Source organism: Caulobacter sp. Root487D2Y (assembly GCF_001427165.1).
Classification (GTDB): domain Bacteria; phylum Pseudomonadota; class Alphaproteobacteria; order Caulobacterales; family Caulobacteraceae; genus Caulobacter.
Genome location: NZ_LMFD01000001.1, coordinates 324,226 through 347,669, shown reverse-complemented (window position 1 = coordinate 347,669; position 23,444 = coordinate 324,226). Strand labels below are relative to the sequence as shown.

Genomic DNA, 23,444 nt, shown 5'->3' with positions numbered 1-23,444 from the left:
CGCCAAATGGGCGCGGGCTTACGAGCCCATTTGGAACTGGATGCTCACCGTCTGGTCGTCGCCGACCTTGGAGGCGCCTTCCTGCGATTGGCCCACGCTGGCCACCCGCAAAAGGGGCTGCGACCCGGCCTGGCCGGTCGGCGCGTTGCGCAAGGACGCCAGACCGGGCTGAGCGGCGGTCAGGGCCTGGTGGAGGGCGACGGCGCGCTGCAGGGCCAGGGTCGCCGCCTGCTGCCCCTCGGTGCTGAAAATGTCGAGATTTGTCTGGCTGACGACGTTGGCGACGGCCAGCTTGGGGCCCGCCTCGCAATCGGCTTCCGCCGCCACGCCGTAACCGAGACAAGGCAGACGCCGCATCAGGATCTGGGCCACATCGCCGGCGATCCGTTGACCGTCGGGCGAAAGCGCGGCCGTTCCCGCCACGAAGAGCTGATCGGCCCGGAAGTTCAGCGAACCGCCCGACGGATCGCCGGTGATCGGCACGCGGGCGTCGCGCAGGTCGGCGTCCAGCGCCTGCATGAGGAGCTTTTGCGCGTCGATCGCCGAGGCGGTCAGGGCTGAAGGCTTCGGCGGCGAATACGCGAAACAGCGACGCTCTCCCGCCGCGCCCTGCCCGCTTTCCGACAAGGTCGCCTCCGGCACGCACAGCACCTGCGCGCCGTAGTCGATCTCGATGTCGGCGGTCTTGGGCTGAAGGTTCGCGGCGGTCTGCAGCAGCGCGGCCGTTTCCGGATGCTTGGCGGTCGCCAGCTTGGCGGTGCTCGAGCGGAACTCGAACGCGAAATAGCTGAGCATGATGATGAAGATGAAGATCACCCCCACCATCATGTCGGTCATCGAGACGTAGTAGCTCTCGCCCTCCTCGACATCGATCGTCCGACTGCGCTTGCGCCGCATCAGGCGACGCCCACGCGGGCGGTCCTGCCGGCCAGGGCCGCTTCGATGCGGCCCAGCACCGCCAACTGCTCCAGCATCACCTTTTCCGGCGGGGCGAAGCGGACGCAGGCGTCGAGCAAGGCAAAGAAGTGGGCTTCCTGCATTTCGATGGCCTGACGCCGACGGCGCGCGGCCAGGCGAAGGATGATCGAGGCCAGAACGCCGGCGATCGAGGTCCAGAACTTGGTGGCGGCGATGGTCAGCAGATTGATCAGGGCGCCCTGCATCGCTGCGGCGCCGCCGCTCATGGCCGAGGTCGCCTCGGTCAGCGCCGCGACGATGCCCATGAAGGTGATGACCAGGCCGATGGCGACCATGATGTTGGCCCACCATTCCAGAGTGCGGGCTGGGGTGTCGGCCAGGTCGAAGGCGTCGGACGCGTGGATCGAGGCGGCCAGGCGGCCGTCCTCGGTCGGGGTCAGCTGGCTGCGATAATGGGCCCAGCCCAGTTCGAGGACGGGATGAGCCACGCCGCTCAGGCGCTTGTCGACCGCTTCGAAGGCCTCGGCGAAGGCCTTCTGGCGATCACCGCGCAGGTCGTCGAGCAGGTCGGCGCGGCGACGCAGGTCGTCCATCAACGGCGCATATTCGAAATGGCCGGACTGGAAGATCAGTCCGACGGCGAACACCAGCAACGCGCCGGCCATCAGCAAGGCGGCGCCGGGCATGCTGAACACCGCGACGACGAACGAGGTCACTGGATCGTGCATCTGAACCTTCGAATCAACTTCCGGCCACAATACCCCAGGGTGAGGCGTGAATGGGGCGCAGCTTAGCCGTTAAAGGCGCGGATCGCCTCGATGATCCGCTGCTGGTCGGCCTTCGACAGATACGGATGCATCGGCAGGGCCAGCACCGTCTCGGCCTTGGCCTCGGTCACCGGCAGGCCGCCGGCCCCGCGCGGGAAGTCGGCATAGGGGGCCTGCACGTGCATCGGCACGGGGTAGTAGACGGCCGTGGGAATCCCTTGGGTCTTCAGATGGGCGGCGAGGCCGTCGCGGTCGGCGTGCTCGATCACGTACTGGGCCCAGACCGAGACGCCCCCGTCGATGACCTTCGGCGTGGCGAGCGCGAAACCCTTCAGGCCCTCGGCGTAGCGGTCGGCCACGACCTGGCGCAGGTCGATCTCCTCCTGGAAGATCGCCAGCTTCTCGATCAGGATCGCCGCCTGGATGGTGTCCAGCCGCGAGTTCATGCCGATGCGGGTGTTCAGGTACTTGGTGTCGTGGTCGAACGTGCGGCCGACCAGGTCGGGGGCCACGGCCTTGCCGTGCACCCGGAAGCTGTCCATCAGGTCCCACAGGTCCTGGTCGTTGGTCAGCACCGCCCCGCCGTCGCCGTAGCAGCCCAGGGGTTTGGCGGGGAAGAAGCTGGTGGTGGCCACGTCGGCCCAGTGCAGCGGGTGCTTGCCGCCCAGGGTGCAGCCGAAGCCCTGGGCGCTGTCGGAGATCAGCTTCAGGCCTTCGCGGTCGCAGATGGCCTTGATGGCCGGATAGTCGGCGGGCTGGCCGAACAGGTCGACGGCGATCACCACCCTGGGGGTCAGCTCTCCCTTGGCCTTCACGCCGGCGATGGCCGCTTCCAGCTTGGCCTGGTCGAGGTTGAAGGTGTCGGCGAGCACGTCGACGAACACCGGCGTCGCACCGACCCACGGCACGACTTCGGGCGTGGCGGCGAAGGTGAAGGACGGGCAGAACACCGCGTCGCCCGGGCCCACGCCCCAGGCCATCAGCGGCAGGGCGATGGCGTCGGTGCCGTTGGCGCAGGACAGGGCCAGCTTGGCCTGGCCGAACGCCGCCAGCTTGGCCTCGAACTCCCGCACCTGCGGACCCATCACATAGGCCCCGCTGTCGAGAACGGCGGCGATCGCCGCGTCGATCTTGGCGCGGATCCGGCGCTGCTGCGCGGCGAGGTCGATGAAGGACATGCTCATGGGCGGCGCTCTTAGAGGCGGATCGGCTCGGATTCGAGCCAATTGATGTAACCAAGTGTTTCCAAAGGGCGAAGCGATACCGGGACGGGAACGGGCCTTGTGCTGCTTCGTTGACGGCTCGGCGCGGGGGCGCCATCGAGAGATCCATGCAGACCAAGCCCAGCCTGATCCCCGCCGACGCTTCCCTGCCGTCCATCGCCAACATCAAGGTCGATGAGACCATGTTCGGTCATTTCCTCGATTGGCTGGGCAGGCTGGCGGTGAACCTGGTGGCCGCCACCCTGATCCTGGTCGTCACCTTCTGGGTGGCCGGCTGGCTGGCGGGCGTGGCCCGTCGCGCCCTGGGCCGGGTGCATCGCAAGAACCCCGACCCGACCCTGGAGAGCTTCATCGCCTCGCTGGTGCGTTACGCGGTGGTGGCCGTGGGCCTGGTGGCGGTGCTGCAGAAGGTGGGCGTGCAGGCCACCTCGATCATCGCCGTGCTCGGCGCGGCCTCCCTGGCCATCGGCCTGGCCCTGCAGGGCGCGCTGTCGAACGTGGCGGCCGGAGTGATGATCCTGCTGTTCCGTCCCTACAAGGTGGGCGACGTGATCGAGACCTCGACGCGCAACGGCACCGTCAAGGCGCTGGACCTGCTGTTCACCGAGATCGCCACCCCCGACAACGTCAAGGTGATGATCCCCAACAGCAAGGTGTTCGGCGACGTCATCCTCAACTACTCCACCCACCGCACCCGACGGGCCGACGTGGTGTTCAAGGTTCCGTTGAAGACCGACCTGGTGGCCGTGCTGCAGAAGATGCGCGAACGGGCCGAGGGCGATCCGCGGGTGCGCAAGGACCCGGCGGTGATGGTCGAGGTCGTCGATCTCAGCGAAGCCTTCGCCCAGGCCGCGATCCGCGTCTGGACGGCCAAGGAGGACTACGGCCCGGTCAGGACCGACCTGATGCTGGCCGCCCACCTGTGGGCCGAGGACCCGACGCGGATCCTGCCGCCGCCCCGCCCGTCCAAGGCCCCGGACCCGTCGCCGGCCATGCCCGGCGACGCCGAGCATCACCTGTTCAGACTGCCAAGGCCGCGGAAAGGTCCGCGATCAGGTCCTCGCAGTCCTCGATCCCCACCGAAAGCCTGATCAGGGTGTCGGAGATGCCCAGGGCGGCGCGCTGATCGGCCGGGATCGAGGCGTGGGTCATGATGGCCGGATGCTCGATCAGGCTCTCGACCCCGCCCAGGCTTTCCGCGAGCGTGAACAGGCGCGTGCGCTCCAACATCCGCCTGGCGGTGTTCACGTCGCCCTTCAGCTCCACCGAGATGATCCCGCCGAACCCGCCCAGCATCTGGCGCTTGGCCAGGTCGTGCTGCGGGTGGCTGGGCAGGCCGGGATAGATCACCCGTTCCACGTCCTTGCGGGTCGACAGCCATTTGGCGATGGCCAGGGCGCTGTCGCAGGCGCGCTGCATGCGCAGGGCCAGGGTCTTGACCCCGCGCAAGGCGAGAAAGCTGTCGAAGGGCCCCAGCACCGCCCCGACGGCGTTCTGCAGGAACTTCAGCTTCTCGGCGATCTCGGCGTTGTCGCCGACCACCGCCACGCCCGCCACCACGTCGGAGTGGCCGTTCAGGTACTTGGTGGCCGAGTGCATGACGATGTCGAAGCCCAGCTCCAGCGGCCGCTGGACGAACGGGCTGGCGAAGGTGTTGTCGGCCACGGTGATCAGGCCGTGCGTCTTGGCCAGGGCCGCGATGGCCGACAGATCCGCCAGGCGCAGCATCGGATTGGTCGGGGTCTCGACCCAGATCATCTTCGTCTCAGGCGTGATCGCCGCCTCGATGGCCGCCAGATCCCCCATGTCCACGAAGCTGAACGCCAGGCCGGCTGAGCGCTTGCGCACCTTGTCGAACAGCCGGAACGAACCGCCGTAGAGGTCGTCGCTGGCGATCACGTGGGCCCCGCTGTCGAGGATCTCCAGGATCGTGGAGGCGGCCGCCAGGCCAGAGGCGAAGGCGAAACCGGCCGTGCCGCTCTCCAGATCCGCGACGCAGCGCTCGAAGGCGAACCGGGTCGGGTTGTGGCTGCGGCTGTACTCGAAGCCCTTGTGCTCGCCCGGGCTGGACTGGACGTAGGTCGAGGTCGCGTAGATGGGCACCATCACCGCCCCGGTCGTCGGATCGGGGAACTGGCCGCCGTGGATCGTGCGGGTGGCGAAGGCCAGGCGGTTCTTGCCGGGGATGTCGTTGCTCATTTGTCGTTCCTAGACGCCCTGCGTCCCTCGAGGCCCTCCTGCGGAGGGCGCCTCAGGATGAGGATCTTTGCACTGAGTTCCTCATCCCGAGGAGCCCGCTTGCGGGCCTCGCAGGACGCAAAACCGTTCAGGCGCTCATGCGCAGGTGGTTGATCAGGTCGACGCGGGTGATCACCCCGACGAACTCGTCGCCGTCGCAGACCAGCGCCACCTCGTCGCGGTCGAACACCTCGGGCAGGGCGTCGACGCCCTGGGTGGACTGCAGGGTGTTGACCGCCTTGGTCATGGCCGCCCCGACCTTGGTCTTGAACTTGGGGCCGCGATCGTCGTCCACGCCCTCGACGGCGGCCAGGATGTCGCTCTCGTCGAGAATGCCGACCAGCCTGCCGTGGTCGACCACCGGCAGCTGGCTGATGTCGCCGCTGCGCATGCGGTTGTAGGCGGTCAGCAGGGTGTCGTCGGGCCCGATCGCCACCACCCCGCCGTCGGCGTAGCGCTTGGCGATCAGGTCGCGCAGGTCGCCGTGCAGCTCGCGCTGATCGAACCCGTGGGCGGCCAGCCACATGTCGTTGAACATCTTGGTCAGGTACTTGGAGCCCGTGTCGCAGACCAGGGTCACCACCCGCTTGGGCTCGGTCTGCGCCTGACAGTAGCGCAGGGCGGCCGCCAGCAGCGTGCCCGAGGACGAACCGGCCAGCACGCCCTCCTTGCGCAGCAGCAGGCGGGCGGTCTCGACGCTTTCGCGGTCGCTGATCGAATAGGCGTGCTTGACCAGGCTCATGTCGGCCACGGCCGGGATGAAGTCCTCGCCGATGCCCTCGACGATCCACGAGCCGGCCTCGCCGTAGCTGCCGGTCGCCACGTACTCGCAGAGGATCGATCCCACCGGGTCGGCCAGCACCATCTCCGTCTTCGGCGAGTGCTTGGCCATGAACCGGCCGACGCCCGTCAGCGTGCCGCCCGAGCCGACGCCGACCACCACCGCGTCGATGTCGCCGCCCATCTGTTCGAAGATCTCCGGCGCCGTCGTGGTCTCGTGGGCCAGCGGATTGGCGGGATTTTCGAACTGATTGACGTAGATCGAACCCGGAATCGACTGGGCCAGGGTCTGGGCCATGTCCTGGTAGTATTCTGGGTGACCCTTGCCGACGTCGCTGCGGGTCAGGCGGACGTCCACGCCCATGGCCCGCAGGTGCAGGATCTTCTCGCGGGCCATCTTGTCGGGCACCACCAGGATCAGCTTGTAGCCCTTCAGGGTCGCTACCTGGGCCAGGCCCAGGCCGGTATTGCCGGCCGTCGCCTCGATGATCGTTCCGCCGGGCTTCAGGCTGCCGTCGGCCTCGGCCGCCTCGATCATCGAGCGGGCCACCCGGTCCTTGATCGAGCCGCCGGGGTTCTGGTTCTCCAGCTTCAGGAACAGCCGGCAGGGGCCGGTGTCGAGGTTGCGAACCTCGATCATCGGCGTATGGCCGATCAGATCAAGCGCGGAACCGACGACCGGAGGAAGGGCGAATTTGGGGTCGTTCATGGCGCAACTCGGCGATAGAGAGAAACGATCTCCCTATCTAGGCCGGTTTCGCGAAAGCGCAAACAGCGTTACGCCAGCTTCGCCGCAAGCCTAGGCGCTGCAAGCCGCCAGGCGGTCGCGCCGCCACTCGGTCGCGAACTTGCGGCCCACCACGGCGTCTTCGAACACCACCTTGCGGCGTTCGCCCGAAAGGTCCGGAGCGTTGTGGATCATCACGAACGGAAAGCCGTTGCGCGACAGGAACGCCTGGACGAATCCCGAAAAGCGCAGGGCCTCCTCGGCGGAGGCGATGCAGATGTCGACGGCGAGGTCTGCGGCGTTCATGGGCGCGCTCCCGAGAAGTTACCCGGACCCTAACGCATGAACTCGCAAATGCGAACAATCTTCGCAGTTGCAAAATGAAACGGCCCCGGATCAATCCGGGACCGTTCAGGATCGAGGCGTTTGACGCCGCTCTAGAGGATGGACTGACCCGTTCCCGCCCAATCCTTCAGGAACTGCTCCAGCCCCTTGTCGGTCAGCGGGTGCTTGAACAGGTCGCCGAACACGGCCGGCGGGATGGTCACCACGTCGGCGCCGACGATGGCCGCGTCCTTGACGTGGGCGACGTTGCGCACCGAGGCGGCCAGGATCTCGGTCTCGTAGCCGTAGTTGTCGTAGATCGCGCGGATGTCGCGGATCAGGTCCATGCCGTCGAAGCCGTAGTCGTCCAGGCGGCCGATGAACGGCGAGATGTAGGTCGCGCCGGCCTTGGCGGCCAGCAAGGCCTGGGTCGGCGAGAAGCACAGGGTGACATTGGTCGAGATGCCCTCGCCGGCGAAGGCGGCGCAGGCGATCAGACCGTCGCGGGTCAGCGGGATCTTCACGACCACGTTGGGAGCGATGGCGGCCAGCTTCTTGCCCTCGGCGATCATCGCCTCGTGGGTGGTGGCGGCGACCTCGGCGCTGATCGGACCGGGCACCAGGTCGCAGATCTCGGCGATCACCTCGAGCATCGGACGGCCCGCCTTGGCGATCAGGGTCGGGTTGGTGGTCACTCCGTCCACCAGGCCGGTGGAGGCCAGGTCGGCGATGACCTTGGTGTCGGTGCTGTCGAGGAAGATCTGCATGGGTCTGCGCTTTATGTTTTCTGAGGTTTCAGGCTCGTTTATCCGCCCTGGGGCCCCGCGCCAAGCCGGGAAAGCCTCTAGGAACCGATCGACGGAAGCCGCTCGCCGAGGCTTTCGCGCAGGAAGGCCAGCAGGTCGCCGCCCCGGAACCGCAGCCCCACGACCCCCGCCCGCCGCGCCGCCTCGACGTCCGAGCCCTTGTCGCCGACCAGCACCGTCTCCTCCGGCGCCAGCGACCAGTCGGCCAGACCGCGCAGGATCATGCCGGGATTGGGCTTGCGGTCGGGGTGGTCGGCATGGCGATAGCGGTCCTCGACGGCGTCCTGGTGGTGAGGCGCGACATAGAAGGCGTCGATCCGGCCGCCGAATGGAGCCAGACCCGCCTGCAAGGCGGCATGAAACACGTCGACCTGGGCCTCGGTGAAGTAGCCGCGCGCCACGCCCGACTGGTTGGTGACGACCAGCACCTTCACGCCCGCCGCGTTCAACGCCGCGACCGCCTCACGGGCGCCGTCGATCCAGTCCAGCCGATCGGGCTCGCAGACATAGCCGTGGTCGAGGTTCAGCACCCCGTCGCGGTCGAAGAAGACGGCTTTCAGCGGCGCTTTTTTAGACATGCCCCCGCTTACGCCAGGCCTCGCGGCGCGACAAGACGGGCGAGCCCTCCTGGGGTTGGCGAACCCAGTCGCGACAGCCTAGAACGGCCTGACGTTCCGGAAGCCATCCAAGGACCGCAGATGACCGACGACTTCGCCCGCCTTGTCCGCCTGCGAGACGACCTCAAGGCCTGGGCCCTGGAGCACGCCTTTCCGGTCTGGTGGGACGTCGGCGCCGACAAGGTCCAGGGCGGCTTCTTCGAGAAGATCGCCCTGGACGGGACGCCGGTCGAGGCCCCGCGCCGGGCGCGGGTGCAGCCGCGGCAGATCTATTCCTACGCCGTGGCCGGACTGCTGGGCTGGGAGGGCCCCTGGAAGCAGGCCCTGGAGCACGGGCTGGACTTCTATCTGAGCAAGTACCGCCGTCCCGACGGCTTCATGCGCACCCTGGTGGCCAGCGACGGCTCGCCCCTGGACGACAAGGTCGACCTCTACGACCAGGCCTTCGGGCTGTTCGGCCTGGCCATGGCCAGTTCGGTGCTGCCCGAGCGCGCCGACCTGCCGGCCCTGGCCGTCGCCTTGCGCCAGGCGCTCTACGCCAAGCTCAAGCATCCGACGGCCGGCTTCGAGGAAAGCGTCCCGCGCACCCTGCCCCTGCTGTCCAATCCGCACATGCACCTGTTCGAGGCCAGCCTGGCCTGGATCGACGCGGGCGGCGACAGCCAATGGCGGGCCATGGCCGATGAGATCGCCGAGCTGGCGCTGGCCAAGTTCATCGATCCCAAGAGCGGCGGCCTGCGCGAGTATTACGACGGCGACTGGAACCCCGCGCCGGGCGTGGACGGCCGGATCGTCGAGCCCGGCCACCAGTTCGAATGGGCCTGGCTGCTGCTGCGCTGGGGCAAGCTGGCCGGTCGCGACGACGCCATCGCCGCCGCCCTGCGGATGATCGCGATCGGCGACGGTCCCGGGGTCGACCCGGCCCGCGGCGTGGCGATCTTCGCCCTGCTGGACGACATGAGCGTGCACGATGACATCGCCCGCCTCTGGGCCCAGACCGAGCGGATCAAGGCCGGCGTGCTGGCCGCCCAGGTCGACGGCGATCCGCGCTGGTGGACCACCGCCGCCGAGGGCGCCGAAGGGCTGATCAAATATTTCGACGTGCCGGTGAAGGGTCTGTGGCGCGACAAGCTGCGGGCGGACGGGACCTTCGTCGAAGAAGCCGCGCCGGCCAGCTCGTTCTACCACATCGTCTGCGCGATCCTGGAGCTGGACCGGGCCGTCAGCGCCAGGTCGTGACCAGGAGCGTGGCCGAAGTGCTGGCCGTGACCGCCGTCTGAGCGTCGAGCGCGAGGTGGTCGCCGGCGGCCCAGGCGCGGCCGTCGCCCAGCAAGGCGCCGCTCAGGACCTGGATGCTGGCGATCGGCAAGGCGGCCGTCGCGCCGGGCTCCAAACGCCAAATCTCGACGCCGGCCTGTCCGGTCTGGGCGACGGGCTGACGCTCGACGCCGCCGTTGACGGTCACCGGGTGACGGTGCGCCAGGTCCCGGCCCTTGGCCTTGAGGCCGTCGACCAAGAGCTTGACCGACTGGGCGTCGTCGCGACGGCACACCAGCACCGCGTCCGGCTCGGCCACGATCATCAGGTCCGCGACGCCGATCACCCCGACGAACGGACCGGTGGACCGGGCCAAAACGCCGCGGGTCTCGACCAAGGTCACATCGCCGTGGGCAGCGTTGCCGAAGCCGTCCTGAGGCGAGGCGCCCCAGATCGCGTCCCAGGCGCCCAGATCCGACCAGCTGAAAGCGGCGGGCGCCACGGCGGCCTTGTCGGTGCGCTCCATCACCGCGTAGTCGAGCGAGATTTTCTTGGCCCGGCCGAAACCCTCGGGATCCAGACGCAGGACGTCGCCGTCCGAGACGGCCGAGGCCAGGGCCGCGCGCGCGCCTTCGGCGATCGTCGGCTCGAAACGCTCCAACTCGCCCAGCAACACCGAGGCGCGAAAGGCGAAGTTGCCGCTGTTCCAGAGATAGCCGTCGGCGACGTAGCGCTCGGCGGTGGCTAGGTCGGGCTTCTCGACAAAGGCGGCGACCGTGAAGACCCCCTCGCCCGCCGGGGCGCCAGGACGGATGTAGCCAAAGCCCGTGGCCGGTCCGGTCGGGCGCACGCCGAACGTGACGATCAGCCCCTCGCTGGCGGCCTTGCACGCCAGACGCGCGGCGTCGCGGAACACTTCGGGCTCGCCGACATGGTGGTCGGCGGCCAGCATCAGGACCACGCCTTCCGGATCGCGGGCCTCGACATAGGCGGCGGCCGCGGCCACGGCGGGCGCGGAGTCGCGCGCCTCCGGCTCGATCAGCACCGCAACCGGGGTCTCGATCTCGGCCGCCTGGCGGCGCACGAAGTCGGCCATGGCGGCGCCGGTGACGATGACCACCTCGCGCCCCTCGGACAGGTCGCGCACGCGCAGGAGCGTTTCCTGAAAACTTGAATGGGGTCCCAGAAGCTTGAGAAATTGCTTGGGACGGTCCGGACGCGAAGCCGGCCAAAGACGGGTGCCGGAGCCGCCGCACAGGATCACGGGGTAGATCGCGCTCAAAACAAATTTCCCTAGACATCGCGGCGACGCCCTCGTCCCCGGAATCGCTCGTAGCATGGGCGCGCTACGGACTCATAACGCCGCTCTCGGCAACCGGGAAAAATCTCAAACTGGCGTTCCGGCGTGCAACTCCGCCAGCCAGGCGTCAGCCGTCGCGTCCGAAGGCATGCGCCAGTCGCCGCGCGGCGACAGGGCGCCGCCGGACGAGATCTTCGGGCCGTTGGGCATGGCCGAGCGCTTGAACTGATTGGCGAAGAACCGCGTCAGGAACAGCTCCAGCCAGCGCTTGATCTCCGGCAGGTCGTAGGCGCGCCTGGCCGCTTCGGGGATGCCGACCGGCCAGGCGCCGGCGGCGGCGTCACGCCAGGCGGTCCAGGCCAGGAAGGCGATCTTCGACGGCGCCATGCCGTAGCGGGTCAGATAGTAGAGGTTGAAGTCCTGCAAGGCGTAGGGGCCCACGAAGCTCTCGGTGGCCTGGACCGCTTCGCCAGGCACCAGCTCCGGCGAGATCTCGGTGGCCAGGATGTCCTCCAGCAGGTCGCCAGTGGCTTCGTCGACGTCGCCCGAGGCCGCCACGAAGCGGATCAGGTGCTGGATCAGGGTCTTGGGCACGCCGGAATTGGGATTGTAGTGGCTCATCTGGTCGCCGACCCCGTAGGTGCACCAGCCGAGCGCCAGTTCCGACAGGTCGCCGGTGCCCACCACCATGCCCCGGTGGTGGTTGGCCAGGCGGAACAGATAGTCGGTGCGCAAGCCCGCCTGGACGTTCTCGAAGGTCACGTCATAAACCGGCTCGCCCTTGGCGAACGGGTGGCCGAGGTCGGCCAGCATCTGCTTGGCGGCCGGGCGGATGTCGAGCTCCTCGGCGGTGACGCCCATGGCGGTCATCAGCTTCCAGGCGTTCGACTTGGTGCCTTCGGAGGTCGCGAAGCCCGGCAGGGTGTAGGCGCGGATGTCGGAACGCGGCCGGCCCAGCTGGTCCATGGCCTTGGCCGCGACGATCAGGGCGTGGGTCGAATCCAGGCCGCCGGAGACCCCGATCACCAGGCTTTTCGAACCGGTGGCCTCGACGCGGCGCGCCAGGCCCTGGACCTGGATGTTGTAGGCCTCGTAGCAGTTCTCGGCCAGCTTGGCGGGGTCGGACGGGGTGAACGGGAAGCGCTCGATCGGCCGGACCAGGACCAGGTCGCCGGCCGGCGGCGTGAAGTCCAGCGAAACGATCCGGAACGGCGCTTGCGGCGGGTTCAGCGCCATGGCGTCGCCGAAGCTGCCGACCCGCATGCGCTCCTGGCGCAGCCGCGCCACGTCGACGTCGGCCACGGCCATCACCGGTCCGGTCGAGAACCGCGGGCTCTGGGCCAGCAGGTTCCCCATCTCGTGGATGTCGACATGACCGTCCCAGGCCAGGTCGGTCGAGCTCTCGCCCGCTCCGGCGGCCGAATAGACATAAGCGGCCACCGCCCGGGCCGACTGGCTCGCGCACAGCAGGCGGCGGGTCTCGGACTTGCCGATGGTGATGTTGCTGGCCGACAGGTTCAGCAGGATCTCGGCCCCGGCCATGGCCTGGGCGGTGCTGGGCGGGGTCGGGGTCCAGACGTCCTCGCAGATCTCGACCCCGACCGTGAAGGCGACCTCGCCCAGATTGCGCAGCAGGATGTCGGTTCCGAACGGCACGGCCTGGCCGGCCAGGTCCAGGGTGCGGCCGACCACGCCCGCGCCCGGCGTGAACCAGCGGCGCTCGTAGAACTCGCGATAGTTGGGCAGGAAGCTTTTCGGGATCACCGCCCGCACCCGGCCGCCCTGGATGGCGACCGCCGTATTGTAGAGCCGGCCGTTGTCGCGCAGCGGCGCGCCGACCACGAACAGCGGCGCCAGGGTCTTGCTCTTCTGGGCCAGGGCGGCGATCGCGGTCTCGACCGCGTCGAGCAGGGCGTCCTGCTGCAGCAGATCGTCGATCGTGTAGCCGGTCAGGCCCAGCTCGGGCAGCACCAGCACCGCGACGCCGGCCTCGTGGGCCTCGCGCACCAGGGCCAGCGCGCTGGCGGCGTTGGCCGCCGGATCGGCCAGCTTGACCTTCGGAACCGCCGTGGCGACCCGGACGAAGCCGTGACGATAGGGCGAGAAGAACGACGGCTTGCTCAAGCGCTGGCCTTCCTCTGTGTCTAGAGACTCTGCCCTATCGGTCTTGCCCGGGGAGAGCAAGGAACACCGCGACGCGGGCGGCGGGGCGACGCTACACTCGCGGCATCCGAGTCACACAGTCCGACAAGACCTTCATGCAACAGCCTGCTTCGCCCTCCGAAACGCTCGATGGGATCGCGTTCGACGCTCCGGCGGGAGCCGGCCGGGTCGTCTTCCAGGGGCTCAAGGCCATCACCGGCGTGACGTCACAGCGCTATCGCGTCCAGTTGCCGCGAGGCGTCGAACGTCGGGTCCAGCTTCGCTTCGACGCCGAGGGCCCCCAAGGCGCGTCGTACGACTGGACCATCGTGTCCGACTGGTCGACAGAGCCGAGGATCGATATCGATCTGGCCGCGGCCGGAACCTACAGCCTTCATCTGGACCTTCGCGCCGGCGAAGAGATCAGCGCCCATTTCGTGGCGCAGGCGACGGCGATCGACATCGGGCGGTTCGGCCAGCTCTGCAATCAGACCGCCGCGCGGGTGCGGCGGCGGCACATCGTCGATCCGGCTTGCAACTGGTCGCCCACCGACATCAAGGCGCTCGGCTCGATCCAGGCCTTGGCCGACGCGATCAAGGATACCTATCCCGCCCGCTCCACGGCGCTGCGCGCCGCCACGGGGCTGGACTCCGAGCGAGTGCTGCTGGCCGTCCACGCCATGAACGTCGTCTCTGGGCTGTACATTTTCGGCCACCAGGATTCGAACCGCTCGGGCTGCGTGCTGAACGAGAGCGAAGGCCCGATCGTCAAGCCTCGTGACTACCTGGCCAGCCGCATCGGATGCTGCCTGGACTTCAGCTGCATCCTGGCCGCGGTTCTCGACGCGCTCGGCGTCGAGAACCGCGCCGTCAGCATCAAGCGCGACCATGTCTTCAACGAGATCACCGTCGAGGGCCGGACCTTCACGCTGGATCCGAGCATCAACACGCTCTACACGCGCGCCTATGCCGAGGCGCTGGTCGAGCCGGTCGAGGTCTTCGCCTGGCCCGTCTTGTCGCTGGCCAGCGAGCAGGCGCATCGCGCGCCCCTCGACGCCCTGATCGCCTTCCTCGCGATCGCGATCGATCTCTATGGCCCCAGCGACCTGCTCCACCACGACCCGAAGGCCGTCTTCGCCGAGAACTATCGGATCCTGCGACCCTGACCCCGAAAGGACGGGCCGTCCATCAGGCCCGCGCCTCCGCGAACTTGCGGTCGTAAGCGTCGCGGTTGGCCAGGACGTGGTTCATGTAGCCGATAAAGCGCTCGTACTCCGCGCTCTTCCGCTCGGCTTGGACCTGCCTCAGGCTCCGCAGCTTGTCGTCGGCGGTTTCGCCCTCCGCGATCCACCAGACCGGGTGGGCGTTGAACTGCACATCGCCGCCCTCTGCGAACAGGTCCAGCGGCGTCTTGGCCCGCCAGCGCATCGAGCTGTCCGCGACATAGGTGAACCGTTCCCGCATCGCGGCGGAATAGGCTTCGACTTCGAACAGGCTTTCGATGTCGAAATAGGCGGAGTCAGTCGGCACGTGCTGCGACGCGCTGACGACTGGTTTTCCGGCGATCGCCGAAAGGAGGTCGCGTTCGCGGCGGACCCGGTCCACGGCCGCCTCGGCGTCAGCGATGTAGGACGAGTCCCAGTGCAGGCCAACCTCGTGGCCCATGTCGACGATGGCGTTGATCGCGGCGCGCCCTTGGGCGTCGGTCGCGGCGTAGAAGTCGCAGCCCATCAGGACGAAATAGGTGGACCTGACACCGAGGCCGGCCTCGATCTCCCCCATGCGGCGCGCGTAATCGAGGTCGAAGTCGACGTCGTGCCGCAGCGCGATAGTCTTGCCCGTCCGCGACAGCGACTCGCCGACGGGCGAATAGACGTAGCCGGCGTCGAGCCCGGCGCGGAGAACGGCGGCGTAGCCGTCAGCGGAGAACGAGATCATGGGACGTCCTGCTTCTGGGCGTTGGGCGGGTTTTCATATCGGGCCCGGATCCGCCGCGCGGGCGAGCCGACATAGATGCTGTTGGGCTCGAGGTCGCGAATGGCCACCGCGCCGATGCCAAGCATCGTGTCGTCGCCGATCTTGATCCCCTCGGCGATCGAGACGTTGGGCGACAGCCAGACGCCCGCGCCAAGCTTGACGCTGCCGCTCAGCTCGGCGTGCGCCGTGAGGATGCAGTTCTTGCCCATGACCACGTTGTGCGCCACGTGCACATGGTCATCAAACTTGCAGTAGTCGCCCACGACGGTGGGCTCGATAGTTCCGGCGCAGACCGTGGTCTGGCCGCCCACTTCCACGAAATCGCCCAGCACCACGCCGCCTAGGTGCGGAAGCCTGATGTTGTTGCCGTTCTCGTCGGTGTCGACGCCGAAGCCCTCGTCGCCGACCACGGCGCCGCTTTTGATCAGGCAGCCGCGACCGATCCGGACCCTGGGACCAATCACGGCGTTGGCTCGTACCTCGGTGTCGGCTCCCACGATGCTGAAGGCGCCGACGGCCGCGCCGGGACCGATCGAGGCCGTGGGATCGATCGTCGCGGTGGGGTGAACGTACGCGGTCGGTGAAATCCCCGCTTCGGGCTTGAAGACGAACAGGCTCGTCGCCCGGGCGAAGGCGCCGCGGGGGTTGGGCATGCGGATATGCGGCGGCGCGAACGTGACGTCCGCGGCGGACGGGATTAGGAACAGTGTCTGGGTGTGGCCGGCCACGCGCTCGAACAGGGCGGCCGAGTCGCGGTTGATGAAGCCCAGATGGTCGGGCAGGGGACGATCCAGCGTACAGGGGCCCTTGATCGGCCGATCCTCCCCCACCAGCTCGGCGCCAAGCAAGGTCGCGATATTCGAGGCGTGAACTTTCATGCGCCTTTCCTCCTGGCTTTGCCGCTACTCATAGAGCTCGATCAGTCGACGCGAAACGACGCGGCGTTCATGGCGGGCCTCGACGTAGCGGCGGTTGCGCGCACCGATGTCGGCCCAGCCGTCGGAGCGTTCGATCGTTTGAAGGATGACGTTCCCGATATCCTGCGGCGTCGCGCTGATCACGGGCAGGTCGTCGCCATACAGCGATCGGAGATCGTCGCGTATGTAGCCAATGGTCGGCACACCGAGCGCCATGGCCTCGACCGCGAACACCCCGTAGGCGCCGGCCAGGAGCTGGTCGACCACCAGATCCGCGTTGGCGACCTCCTCCAGCACTTCCTCGTGGGTTCTTTGGGTCATCAGTCGCAGTTCGACGTTCACGCCTCGAGCTTTCAGTTGGGCGCAGGCCTGCTGCAGATAGACCGAGCCCTTCAGATCAACAGCGGACGGCGCGTGGACGATGCGGACGACCTTCGGGTCGCGATCGTGAACCTCGAAGCGAAGCTTCGCCGCGTCCAGCGCTTCGAGATCAACCGGTTGGGGCAGGAAGGTCGCGTTGGGCACGAACTCATGGATGTCGGGGGTATAGACCACCACGCGCCGTCCGAGGCTCTGGGCCACCTCGCGGGCATGGGCGCGATTGCGGTTGCACGCCATCGGCCAGCAAGCCTGGCACGGGTTGATGGCGTATTTCTGCTGGGCGACCTTGGAATCACGGATGTCGCATCCGTGGAAGTGCATGACGACCTTCTTGCCGGCCAGTCTCAGGGCCGGGATGTCCTCCAGGCCGTCACCCCAAAGCGAATAACCGAAATGGAAGTTGAAGACGTCGTAGTCGATCAGCGCGGCGACGGCGTTGTCGGCGGTGAACCCGGTGATGGTCTGGTCAACGTCCCGCTGGTAGACGCCGGCCGGAAAGCAGACCGCCTTTGAACCGTATCCCGCTTCGCGCTCGGTCTTGGCCAGAATCCCGGGGATCCCGGCGATATTGAACGGACCGTGGTAAACCCTAGGCTGTTTCTTCATTGCGAGGCCATTGGCGATTCAGCTCGTTATCTGTGTATGGCGCGTATGTCAGCCTGTCGGCCGCATCTAGCTCGATTGAAGCCAAACGATCAACCGTATTGGAACTCGGGGTTGCGCCCGGTAAGTGATGATGCGACATCGATTGCCACTTTAAAGCTCGCAGGACATCGTTATCCATGCGCATCGTCATGCTGACGGACGATTCCAGCTCGATAGATCGCCGTATTCTTCTCGAGGCCGACTCTCTTATCGCCAAAGGGCACGAGATAATCCTTCTGGCCCGTCACATAGACGGTTTGCCGGACGGCGCGAGGATTAACGAACTCAAGGTCGAATACGTCAAGTTGAACCCCTACAGGCTGGCAAAGCCGGCCTTCCGGGACTTCGCCTTCGGCATGGCCCGGGAGATCAAGCGCTTCGTCAAGAAACGAGCGCCCGCCAGCGCCTGGAAGCCGCTTCGGCGGAGCAAGGCGTTTCTCGGCAAGACCTATCTGTGGGTTTCGATGGTGCGTTCGGCGCCGGAAGCCTATGTCCGCCGCGACGCGACCCGGACCTTCGACTCCTGGACGCCTTTGCACCGGCGGGCCGCGATCGGCGCGAGGCTGATGGCCATCATGGCGATCGGGGCCGCCGCCCAGACCGTCCGCTTCGTCCGCGCCCTGCGCAATACGCCCAAGGTGGGCCAGGTCTCGTTCCTGGCCCAGCCCATGAAGCCCCACGCCTGGGACCAGGCGCTGATCGATCGGGCGATCTACTACGACCCCGATCTCATCCACGCTCACGATCTTCCGCAGTTGTTCGCCGGCGTGACCGCGGCCCGCAAGCTGGGCGTGCCGCTGATCTACGACGCCCACGAGGTCTATCCGGAAATCTCGACCCTCACCCCGGCCGAACAGGAGTTCCTGGTCATTCGGGAACGGACGCTGGTCAAGCACTGCGACGCGCTGATCACGGTCAACCCGTTCTGCGGCGAGTTCATGGAGAAACGCTACGGCTGCAAGCCGTTCAACGTGATCACCAACGCCACCGAACGCACGCCGGCCCTGGAAGCCAACCCCCGGCCACGGCGCTTTCACGAACGTCTCGGTCTGCCCCCCACTGTCCGGATCCTCTGCTATCAGGGCTGGTTCTCGAAGGATGGGCGCGGTCTGGCCGAGTTGGTCGCGGCCATGGCGGATGTCCGCCACGACGTGCACCTGGTCATGATCGGCTATGGCGACCACGACTATTTCAGGGACATCGCCAAACGCACCGGCGGTTCAGCCCGGGTCCACACCCTGGAAGCCGTGCCCTGGACCGAACTGCTCGAATGGAGCGCGTCGGCCGACGTCGGGATCATCCCGTACCAGCCGATCGACTTCAACCATAAGTTCTGCTCGCCCAACAAGCTCTACGAGTTCATCGCCGCCCGGTTGCCGGTCCTGGCCAACGACCTGGTCTATTTGCGCCAAGTCGTCGAGGGCGAGGGCTTCGGGCTCGTGCGCAACCTGACCGACCCCAAGGGGATGGCCGCGGCGATCAACGAGATGTTCGACCCAGCGACCGACATCGTCGGCCAATCGCGCCGCAACCTCATGGCCAAGGGCCCGGGTTGGGAATGGCCGGTGGAGGCGGAGAAACTCCTGCGGATCTACGACGGCGTGATCGCCTCGTCCCGGGACGAAAGATTGCGCGGCCCGCCTGTTCACCCTCGCCTGCCGGCCGCCGGCGAGATTTCGCTCGTCGAGGAAGCGGCCCAATGACCAAGCCCGTCGCCGCCTCCGTCGCGGACATGAGCCTCGCGGGCAGCGCGTGGGACCGCGCGTGGGCCGAGGTCTTCGCGAGCTCCCTCGAAGATCCGCTGCGCCCCGCCGCGGAGTGGACGCGCGCGCCCCTGCAAGGGCTTCACAAGGCCTCAAGCGCCGAGGTGTACGCGACGGCCCTGGCGGTTCACGGGCCGACCAAGAGCGCGGCGCCCTGCGGCCTGTTCCTGCCCGGCTCCGCGATCAAGGGCCGCCGCGTTGTCGAACTGGGCTGCGGCTACGGCTGGCTCGGCCGGCAGGTCGCGCCATGGACCTCGCGCTATCTGGGCGTCGACGTCTCGCGCCTTTCGCTGTGCGTCGCGCGGTCGGCCCGCGGTCCCCGCATGCGCTACGCCCATATCTCCGACCAAGCCGTGTTCCGCGACCTGAGGGGCACGTTCGACACCCTGTTCACGCGCAACACCTTCTTCCACTTGAACCGCGCCCACGCTCTTGGGGCGCTGCTTCGCGGTCGGGAGCTCCTGCGCCCCGGCAGCCTGGCCGTCGTGGACTTCTGCACGATACGGCCGGGCTCGATCGCCGGTACCATCCACGACCACGATGCGCCCTTCGATCACGCCGCGCCCACCTGCGGCTATTCCTTCACCGAATCTCAAATCGCGACGCTTGCGCGGGACGCAGCGTTTGATCTGGAGGAAATCAAGCAAGACAGTACGGGCACGCACTGTTATGCGCGCTTGAGATTGCGTTAGCCTGACGCACGCTTCGCTGCGGCAGGCCGGAAGATGGACGCTGATGTGACGCCTTTGCTTACCGTGACCGGCCTGTGCCTCTGCCTCTGCGGCGCGATCCTGGCCTTACAGACCTTCTCGCTGATCGAACGACGGCGGGCGCGAGTTCGCGAAGCGTCCGACCGGCAAGCGGCCTTTCGTGAAAACCAGGACCTGCTCGCCGAGCGCTTCAGGGCCGAAGGCCGGCGCGCGGAAAGCGATCGCGCGGAGATGCTCGAGCGGCTGGATCGGCTGGAGGCGTCTTGGCGCGCCGCGAGCGACGATCTGCGGGCGGGTCTGGAGCCTCTCGTGCGAGCCGACGATCTGCGGGCGGGTCTGGAGCCTCTCGCGCGAGCCGACGAGCTGCGGGCGGGCCTCGAGGCCGCCGCGGAGCGGGACACGGCGACGCGCGCCGGGCTGGCGGGATTGATCGAAACCCTACGTGGCGACGAAACGGCCTGGCGCGGCGCCCATGACGAGCTGCTGACCCGGTTGGCGGCCCAGGATTTGCGCGGCGGCGAGGACCGGGCGGCCGTCCTGGCGCGAGTAGACGCGCTGGACTCGGCGCGCGCGGCGAATCACGAGAATTTCCTGACTCGGTTGGACGCCCTGCGGGACCGGATCGACGACGATCGGAAGGCCGTGCTGAACCGCCTGGACCAGGATGACGTCGCGCGCCAGGCGAGCCTGGTCGAGAGCCGCGCGGCGCGGCAAGCACTGCAGGGCGGCCTGCGCCGGATCGAGGCGCTTCAAGTCATCCCCGCCGTCCAGCACCTGAAGATCGAGCAGATCGGCGGCCAAGCCGTGAAGGTGATGGACCAGCAGCTCGACTTCGGCGTCGACATCCTGCGGGCGGTCGATCTCTCCCACGCGCATCGGGGATGGAAGCCCTCGAAGGACGGGCGCCCGCCCTATCCCGTGTTCGCGCCCGGCGCGGAAGTGGGCCAGACCATATTCAGCACCCACGCCTTGGCGATCAATTGCGCCGTCCTGGCCGACCTCATCAACATCAACGGCGCGGCCCCGTACAAGGCCACGCTCGACGCCTTGGTCGCGGATATCACCCGAAATTCGGACCCCGCCGCGGTCGGCGGCCGGAAGATCCGGCTCGATTACGATCACTCCCTGCTCGGCGCGACGATCCCCGCGGGCTGGGCCAGCGCGTCCGCCCAGGCCGAGGCCGCGCTGGGCGTCCTGCAGCTCGCCCAGGCCAAGGCCATGCCGGAACCGTATCGCGCGCTGGCGCGCGAACTGATCACGCCGCTGATCGCGGGTGACGAGGACCTCGTGCGGCGGGACGCGGGCGGCTATCTCTGGCTGGAGGACATGCCCCCGATCCACGGCAAGCCCCTGCAAAGCCTCCACGGCCATCTGCTCGCGACCCTGGCGGTCTATCGTTATGTCCAGTGCACCGACGACAGGGCGGCCGAGCCAGTGCTCCGCGCCTGCCTGGCCACGGCCGCCCGCTATCTTCCGGAGACGCGCCGGCCTGGCGAAACGCCGATCTTCTCGCTGGCCTATCCGGAAACAGGTACGCCGCAAGGGATGGCCCTCCGCGCCCTGGTCATTGACCTAGGCCTGATTTCCCGCCACCCGATCTTCGACTCGATCGCCAGCGCCTTCGCCAGCGACGTCCCGCCCGCTAGTTGAATTTCGGGATTTCGAGCCCGTGCAGTGTGAAGTGATCCTCGGGCTGCACGTCGATCGCGACGGTCTCGGCGTCCAACGGCCTGTCCAGCAGCGCGCTTAGGCTGGCCGCTGACTCCAGGCTGGCCGCTGAACCGGGCGCGAAGCCGTACACGGGCAGGGCGTCCAGCTGGGCCTGGATATGCTCGTAGTAGGACTGCTGGTAGTGGTACGGCGCGGGTCCCCACTTGTGTTCGGCGTCCCCCAGGGTTTCGGCCCGCGGCGCCGACACGACCCAGCAGTTCAGGCGGCGCTTGAGCCCCGCATAGCAGAGGGCCAGCAGGTCGTTGTTCCGCGCCACCCAGTTGACGTCGTAGTTGACGCTGGTCTCACCGGCCACCGAGCGCGGCGCCCAATAGGCCTCGTGCAGGACCAGGGGCCTGCCGCGACACGCCTTGCGAAGACCCTCGGCGAAGGCGTCGAGCGCGGCTTCCCGCTGGTCCATGTAGGGCCACGCCTCCACCAGCGGTCGCAGGCCGTTGTGCTCCAGGAACGGCGTACCTTCAGCGATCTCCTGCAGCTCCGGCGAATAGGTCATCATCCGCCCGTCCGCCGTCGCCACGCAGGCGCACCGCTCATCGATCAGGTCGACCACCAGGCAGTCGAAATCGGTGTCGCGGAGCGTTTCGAAAACACGCTTGGAGGCGTTCAGGGCCACCGTCTCGCCGCGCCAGCGGGTGGCGGGTTCCTGGGCGACCGAAAAGTCCGGCTGTACCGGGGGCGTGTTCAGGGCGATCATGGACTGCCGTCCGAGGTAGCACTCGACGGACCAGCCCTTCTCGGGAACCAGACCGAATATGTCACGAGTGACGCAGCTGCCCAGTATCGCCACACGCATGAAACGCTCCCTGACCCGCCTCGCGGCCTTCAGTCGACAGCCATGGCGGATTCTTCCGCAAAATCCCAGAGCAGAATAGCCCCTTGGGGCGCGGTCTGGGTGCTAGGCGCTTTTCGACGGTTCGACCGGCATGGCGTGCTCAAGGATCGTTTCCATCGGATCCGCCTCGGCCGATTGCGGTTCCGGTTGCGCTTCCGGCTGGCCCCAAGGCAAGGAATCGGGGCCGACATATTGCTGGCTCTCGACCTCGCCCCCGGCGCCCTCCACCACGACGCCCGCGCCGCCGTCGGACTGCTCGGCTAGGCTGGTCGCGAACGCCATGGCGTCGCCGTAGTCGTTGGTCTGGAGCAGCGTGTCGCCTTGCCGGCTGACCCGCCAGCCGTCTCCGTCCGCGGCGACATTGATGAGTTGCTGGAGCACGAAAAACCTCAAGCTTGTGAGGAACTCAACGCCCGCCGCGCACCCACCGTTCCTTTTCAGGCCGCCTCGCCGCCGATGCAGGACAGGGCGATCTCCAGATTGCGCAAACCGTCCCAGCCCGTGACCGGCGCGGGCGCGCCGTTGCGGATCGCCTCGAGGAACGCCTCATGCTCCAATTGCAGCGGCTCGGCTTGGCGCACGAACAGATGCCGCGTCGTATAGGCGCCATTGGGCATGAATGCGGAGTGCTCAACGACCTGTCGCGTGATCAGATCCGCAACGATGAACTTCGTCGCCGTCGCGATCTTCATCTGGCGAACCCGGAACGGCGTCAGCCAGTTGCAGTCGATCTGGGCGCTGGCGCCGCTTTCCGTTCGCGCGAGGATCAGCGCCACGTCCTGGCGCGAACCGTGCACGCGATCGTGCTGGCACGACACCTCGGCGATGTCCGACCCCGTGATGTAGCGGACGATATCGACGTCGTGCACCGCCAGGTCCATGATAACGCCGACGTCGGCCATGCGCGGCGGGAACGGACCCGCCCGGGTGATCGAGACCGACACCACCCGCTCGCCTTCGCAGGCGGCCTTGGCGGCCAGGACGGCGGGATTGAAGCGCTCGACGTGACCGACCATCAGCAGCCGGCCCGCGACGTCCGCCGCCGCGATCAGGCGCCGGGCTTCTTCGGGAGTGTTGGCGATGGGCTTTTCGACCAGGACGTGGACGCCGTTGGTCAGCAATTGCTCGGCCAGGGGCGCGTGCAGATGGTTCGGCGTCGCCACGACCGCGAAATCCAGGCCCGCATCCAACGCCTCGGCGATGTCCGCGAAACCGCCGCAACCGAGCGCGCCGGCGACCTGCGCCCGCTTGTCGGCGTCCGTGTCGACGACCCCTACAAGCTCGACCCCGGCCGCCTGGCGCAGCATGCGAGCATGATAGGCGCCCATGACGCCCGCGCCGAAGACGGCGCCGCGAAGCGTTTTCATCTCTGTTTCCGGTTTAAGGCGC

General features: G+C 67.7%; 22 protein-coding genes. 6 read left to right on the top strand and 16 right to left on the bottom strand.

The genetic code is table 11. The annotated features are described in order from the left end of the window. Positions 1-18: 18 nt before the first annotated feature. The 3 genes from ASD38_RS01640 to ASD38_RS01630 all read right to left on the bottom strand — a co-directional run bounded on the left by ASD38_RS01640 (position 19) and on the right by ASD38_RS01630 (position 2,869). Positions 19-897, bottom strand: coding sequence for a hypothetical protein (locus ASD38_RS01640; protein ID WP_056443527.1), 879 nt, complete (start codon positions 895-897; stop codon positions 19-21). Next, positions 897-1,646 (bottom strand): hypothetical protein, encoded by a 750-nt coding sequence (locus ASD38_RS01635; protein WP_056443524.1) that lies wholly within the window; start codon positions 1,644-1,646, stop codon positions 897-899. Before ASD38_RS01635 ends, ASD38_RS01640 begins: the two co-directional genes overlap by 1 nt. 62 nt (positions 1,647-1,708) lie before the next feature. After that, positions 1,709-2,869, bottom strand: coding sequence for a DegT/DnrJ/EryC1/StrS family aminotransferase (locus ASD38_RS01630; RefSeq protein WP_056457019.1), 1,161 nt, complete (start codon positions 2,867-2,869; stop codon positions 1,709-1,711). Positions 2,870-3,015: 146 nt separating this feature from the next. On the opposite strand from ASD38_RS01630, the gene ASD38_RS01625 reads away from it, so the two are divergent. Next, on the top strand, positions 3,016-3,999 hold the full coding sequence (locus tag ASD38_RS01625) for a mechanosensitive ion channel family protein (protein ID WP_056443511.1): 984 nt from the start codon (positions 3,016-3,018) through the stop codon (positions 3,997-3,999). On the opposite strand, the gene ASD38_RS01620 is transcribed toward ASD38_RS01625, so the two are convergent. The 5 genes from ASD38_RS01620 to ASD38_RS01600 form a co-directional block, all read right to left on the bottom strand. After that, entirely contained in the window at positions 3,929-5,107 is a 1,179-nt protein-coding gene (locus tag ASD38_RS01620; protein WP_056457016.1) for a trans-sulfuration enzyme family protein, read from the bottom strand. The genes ASD38_RS01625 and ASD38_RS01620 overlap by 71 nt on opposite strands. 127 nt (positions 5,108-5,234) lie before the next feature. Next, on the bottom strand, positions 5,235-6,635 hold the full coding sequence (locus tag ASD38_RS01615; RefSeq protein ID WP_056457013.1) for a pyridoxal-phosphate dependent enzyme: 1,401 nt from the start codon (positions 6,633-6,635) through the stop codon (positions 5,235-5,237). Positions 6,636-6,725: 90 nt separating this feature from the next. Continuing rightward, positions 6,726-6,959 (bottom strand): hypothetical protein, encoded by a 234-nt coding sequence (locus tag ASD38_RS01610; RefSeq protein WP_056457012.1) that lies wholly within the window; start codon positions 6,957-6,959, stop codon positions 6,726-6,728. A gap of 131 nt (positions 6,960-7,090) precedes the next feature. Then, on the bottom strand, positions 7,091-7,744 hold the full coding sequence (fsa, locus tag ASD38_RS01605) for a fructose-6-phosphate aldolase (protein WP_056443498.1): 654 nt from the start codon (positions 7,742-7,744) through the stop codon (positions 7,091-7,093). A gap of 77 nt (positions 7,745-7,821) precedes the next feature. Continuing rightward, entirely contained in the window at positions 7,822-8,361 is a 540-nt protein-coding gene (locus tag ASD38_RS01600) for a D-glycero-alpha-D-manno-heptose-1,7-bisphosphate 7-phosphatase (RefSeq protein ID WP_056457010.1), read from the bottom strand. A gap of 120 nt (positions 8,362-8,481) precedes the next feature. Here ASD38_RS01600 and ASD38_RS01595 point away from each other — a divergent pair, with 120 nt between their 5' ends. Next, positions 8,482-9,639: an AGE family epimerase/isomerase gene (locus ASD38_RS01595; RefSeq protein WP_056457007.1), complete on the top strand. Its 1,158-nt coding sequence runs from the start codon at positions 8,482-8,484 to the stop codon at positions 9,637-9,639. Here the strand turns inward: ASD38_RS01595 and ASD38_RS01590 are convergent. Both ASD38_RS01590 and ASD38_RS01585 read right to left on the bottom strand, forming a co-directional pair. Continuing rightward, positions 9,623-10,939, bottom strand: a complete 1,317-nt coding sequence (locus tag ASD38_RS01590; RefSeq protein WP_056457005.1) for a mannose-1-phosphate guanylyltransferase/mannose-6-phosphate isomerase — start codon at positions 10,937-10,939, stop codon at positions 9,623-9,625. The genes ASD38_RS01595 and ASD38_RS01590 overlap by 17 nt on opposite strands. Before the next feature lie 105 nt (positions 10,940-11,044). Further along, positions 11,045-13,081: an NAD(+) synthase gene (locus ASD38_RS01585; protein WP_056457003.1), complete on the bottom strand. Its 2,037-nt coding sequence runs from the start codon at positions 13,079-13,081 to the stop codon at positions 11,045-11,047. 134 nt (positions 13,082-13,215) lie between these two features. Between ASD38_RS01585 and ASD38_RS01580 the strand changes: the two genes are divergently transcribed. Further along, on the top strand, positions 13,216-14,265 hold the full coding sequence (locus ASD38_RS01580; protein ID WP_056443484.1) for a transglutaminase-like domain-containing protein: 1,050 nt from the start codon (positions 13,216-13,218) through the stop codon (positions 14,263-14,265). 22 nt (positions 14,266-14,287) lie between these two features. On the opposite strand, the gene ASD38_RS01575 is transcribed toward ASD38_RS01580, so the two are convergent. The 3 genes from ASD38_RS01575 to ASD38_RS01565 are packed head-to-tail and all read right to left on the bottom strand — an operon-like array spanning position 14,288 to position 16,980. Next, positions 14,288-15,037: a hypothetical protein gene (locus tag ASD38_RS01575; protein ID WP_056443481.1), complete on the bottom strand. Its 750-nt coding sequence runs from the start codon at positions 15,035-15,037 to the stop codon at positions 14,288-14,290. Further along, entirely contained in the window at positions 15,034-15,954 is a 921-nt protein-coding gene (locus ASD38_RS01570) for a hypothetical protein (protein WP_056443477.1), read from the bottom strand. Before ASD38_RS01570 ends, ASD38_RS01575 begins: the two co-directional genes overlap by 4 nt. A 24-nt stretch (positions 15,955-15,978) precedes the next feature. Beyond that, positions 15,979-16,980 (bottom strand): glycosyltransferase, encoded by a 1,002-nt coding sequence (locus tag ASD38_RS01565; protein ID WP_056443474.1) that lies wholly within the window; start codon positions 16,978-16,980, stop codon positions 15,979-15,981. Positions 16,981-17,324: 344 nt separating this feature from the next. On the opposite strand from ASD38_RS01565, the gene ASD38_RS01560 reads away from it, so the two are divergent. The 3 genes from ASD38_RS01560 to ASD38_RS01550 are packed head-to-tail and all read left to right on the top strand — an operon-like array spanning position 17,325 to position 21,142. Then, a complete protein-coding gene (locus ASD38_RS01560) occupies positions 17,325-18,722 on the top strand; it encodes a glycosyltransferase (RefSeq protein WP_162250246.1) in 1,398 nt (465 codons plus the stop codon). Continuing rightward, positions 18,719-19,474, top strand: coding sequence for a class I SAM-dependent methyltransferase (locus ASD38_RS01555; RefSeq protein WP_056457000.1), 756 nt, complete (start codon positions 18,719-18,721; stop codon positions 19,472-19,474). Before ASD38_RS01560 ends, ASD38_RS01555 begins: the two co-directional genes overlap by 4 nt. 33 nt (positions 19,475-19,507) lie before the next feature. Then, the gene (locus ASD38_RS01550) at positions 19,508-21,142 is read left to right on the top strand and encodes a hypothetical protein (protein ID WP_156390521.1); all 1,635 of its coding nucleotides are present in this window, start codon (positions 19,508-19,510) and stop codon (positions 21,140-21,142) included. On the opposite strand, the gene ASD38_RS01545 is transcribed toward ASD38_RS01550, so the two are convergent. The 3 genes from ASD38_RS01545 to ASD38_RS01535 all read right to left on the bottom strand — a co-directional run bounded on the left by ASD38_RS01545 (position 21,135) and on the right by ASD38_RS01535 (position 23,422). Continuing rightward, complete coding sequence (locus ASD38_RS01545; protein ID WP_156390520.1) at positions 21,135-22,016, bottom strand: DUF6270 domain-containing protein; 882 nt, start codon at positions 22,014-22,016, stop codon at positions 21,135-21,137. The two genes, ASD38_RS01550 and ASD38_RS01545, sit on opposite strands and share 8 nt — an antisense overlap. 102 nt (positions 22,017-22,118) lie before the next feature. After that, positions 22,119-22,436: a hypothetical protein gene (locus ASD38_RS01540; RefSeq protein ID WP_056443460.1), complete on the bottom strand. Its 318-nt coding sequence runs from the start codon at positions 22,434-22,436 to the stop codon at positions 22,119-22,121. Positions 22,437-22,492: 56 nt separating this feature from the next. Continuing rightward, positions 22,493-23,422 (bottom strand): Gfo/Idh/MocA family protein, encoded by a 930-nt coding sequence (locus ASD38_RS01535; protein ID WP_056456992.1) that lies wholly within the window; start codon positions 23,420-23,422, stop codon positions 22,493-22,495. Between the last annotated feature and the right edge of the window lie 22 nt (positions 23,423-23,444).

What these genes read in the sequence shown, in the direction of transcription:
- ASD38_RS01640 (WP_056443527.1), bottom strand. Translation starts at nt 897, where the DNA reads ATGCGGCGCAAGCGCAGTCGGACGATCGATGTCGAGGAGGGCGAGAGC.
- ASD38_RS01635 (WP_056443524.1), bottom strand. Translation starts at nt 1,646, where the DNA reads ATGCACGATCCAGTGACCTCGTTCGTCGTCGCGGTGTTCAGCATGCCC.
- ASD38_RS01630 (WP_056457019.1), bottom strand. Translation starts at nt 2,869, where the DNA reads ATGAGCATGTCCTTCATCGACCTCGCCGCGCAGCAGCGCCGGATCCGC.
- ASD38_RS01625 (WP_056443511.1), top strand. Translation starts at nt 3,016, where the DNA reads ATGCAGACCAAGCCCAGCCTGATCCCCGCCGACGCTTCCCTGCCGTCC.
- ASD38_RS01620 (WP_056457016.1), bottom strand. Translation starts at nt 5,107, where the DNA reads ATGAGCAACGACATCCCCGGCAAGAACCGCCTGGCCTTCGCCACCCGC.
- ASD38_RS01615 (WP_056457013.1), bottom strand. Translation starts at nt 6,635, where the DNA reads ATGAACGACCCCAAATTCGCCCTTCCTCCGGTCGTCGGTTCCGCGCTT.
- ASD38_RS01610 (WP_056457012.1), bottom strand. Translation starts at nt 6,959, where the DNA reads ATGAACGCCGCAGACCTCGCCGTCGACATCTGCATCGCCTCCGCCGAG.
- fsa (WP_056443498.1), bottom strand. Translation starts at nt 7,744, where the DNA reads ATGCAGATCTTCCTCGACAGCACCGACACCAAGGTCATCGCCGACCTG.
- ASD38_RS01600 (WP_056457010.1), bottom strand. Translation starts at nt 8,361, where the DNA reads ATGTCTAAAAAAGCGCCGCTGAAAGCCGTCTTCTTCGACCGCGACGGG.
- ASD38_RS01595 (WP_056457007.1), top strand. Translation starts at nt 8,482, where the DNA reads ATGACCGACGACTTCGCCCGCCTTGTCCGCCTGCGAGACGACCTCAAG.
- ASD38_RS01580 (WP_056443484.1), top strand. Translation starts at nt 13,216, where the DNA reads ATGCAACAGCCTGCTTCGCCCTCCGAAACGCTCGATGGGATCGCGTTC.
- ASD38_RS01575 (WP_056443481.1), bottom strand. Translation starts at nt 15,037, where the DNA reads ATGATCTCGTTCTCCGCTGACGGCTACGCCGCCGTTCTCCGCGCCGGG.
- ASD38_RS01570 (WP_056443477.1), bottom strand. Translation starts at nt 15,954, where the DNA reads ATGAAAGTTCACGCCTCGAATATCGCGACCTTGCTTGGCGCCGAGCTG.
- ASD38_RS01565 (WP_056443474.1), bottom strand. Translation starts at nt 16,980, where the DNA reads ATGAAGAAACAGCCTAGGGTTTACCACGGTCCGTTCAATATCGCCGGG.
- ASD38_RS01555 (WP_056457000.1), top strand. Translation starts at nt 18,719, where the DNA reads ATGACCAAGCCCGTCGCCGCCTCCGTCGCGGACATGAGCCTCGCGGGC.
- ASD38_RS01550 (WP_156390521.1), top strand. Translation starts at nt 19,508, where the DNA reads ATGGACGCTGATGTGACGCCTTTGCTTACCGTGACCGGCCTGTGCCTC.
- ASD38_RS01545 (WP_156390520.1), bottom strand. Translation starts at nt 22,016, where the DNA reads ATGCGTGTGGCGATACTGGGCAGCTGCGTCACTCGTGACATATTCGGT.
- ASD38_RS01535 (WP_056456992.1), bottom strand. Translation starts at nt 23,422, where the DNA reads ATGAAAACGCTTCGCGGCGCCGTCTTCGGCGCGGGCGTCATGGGCGCC.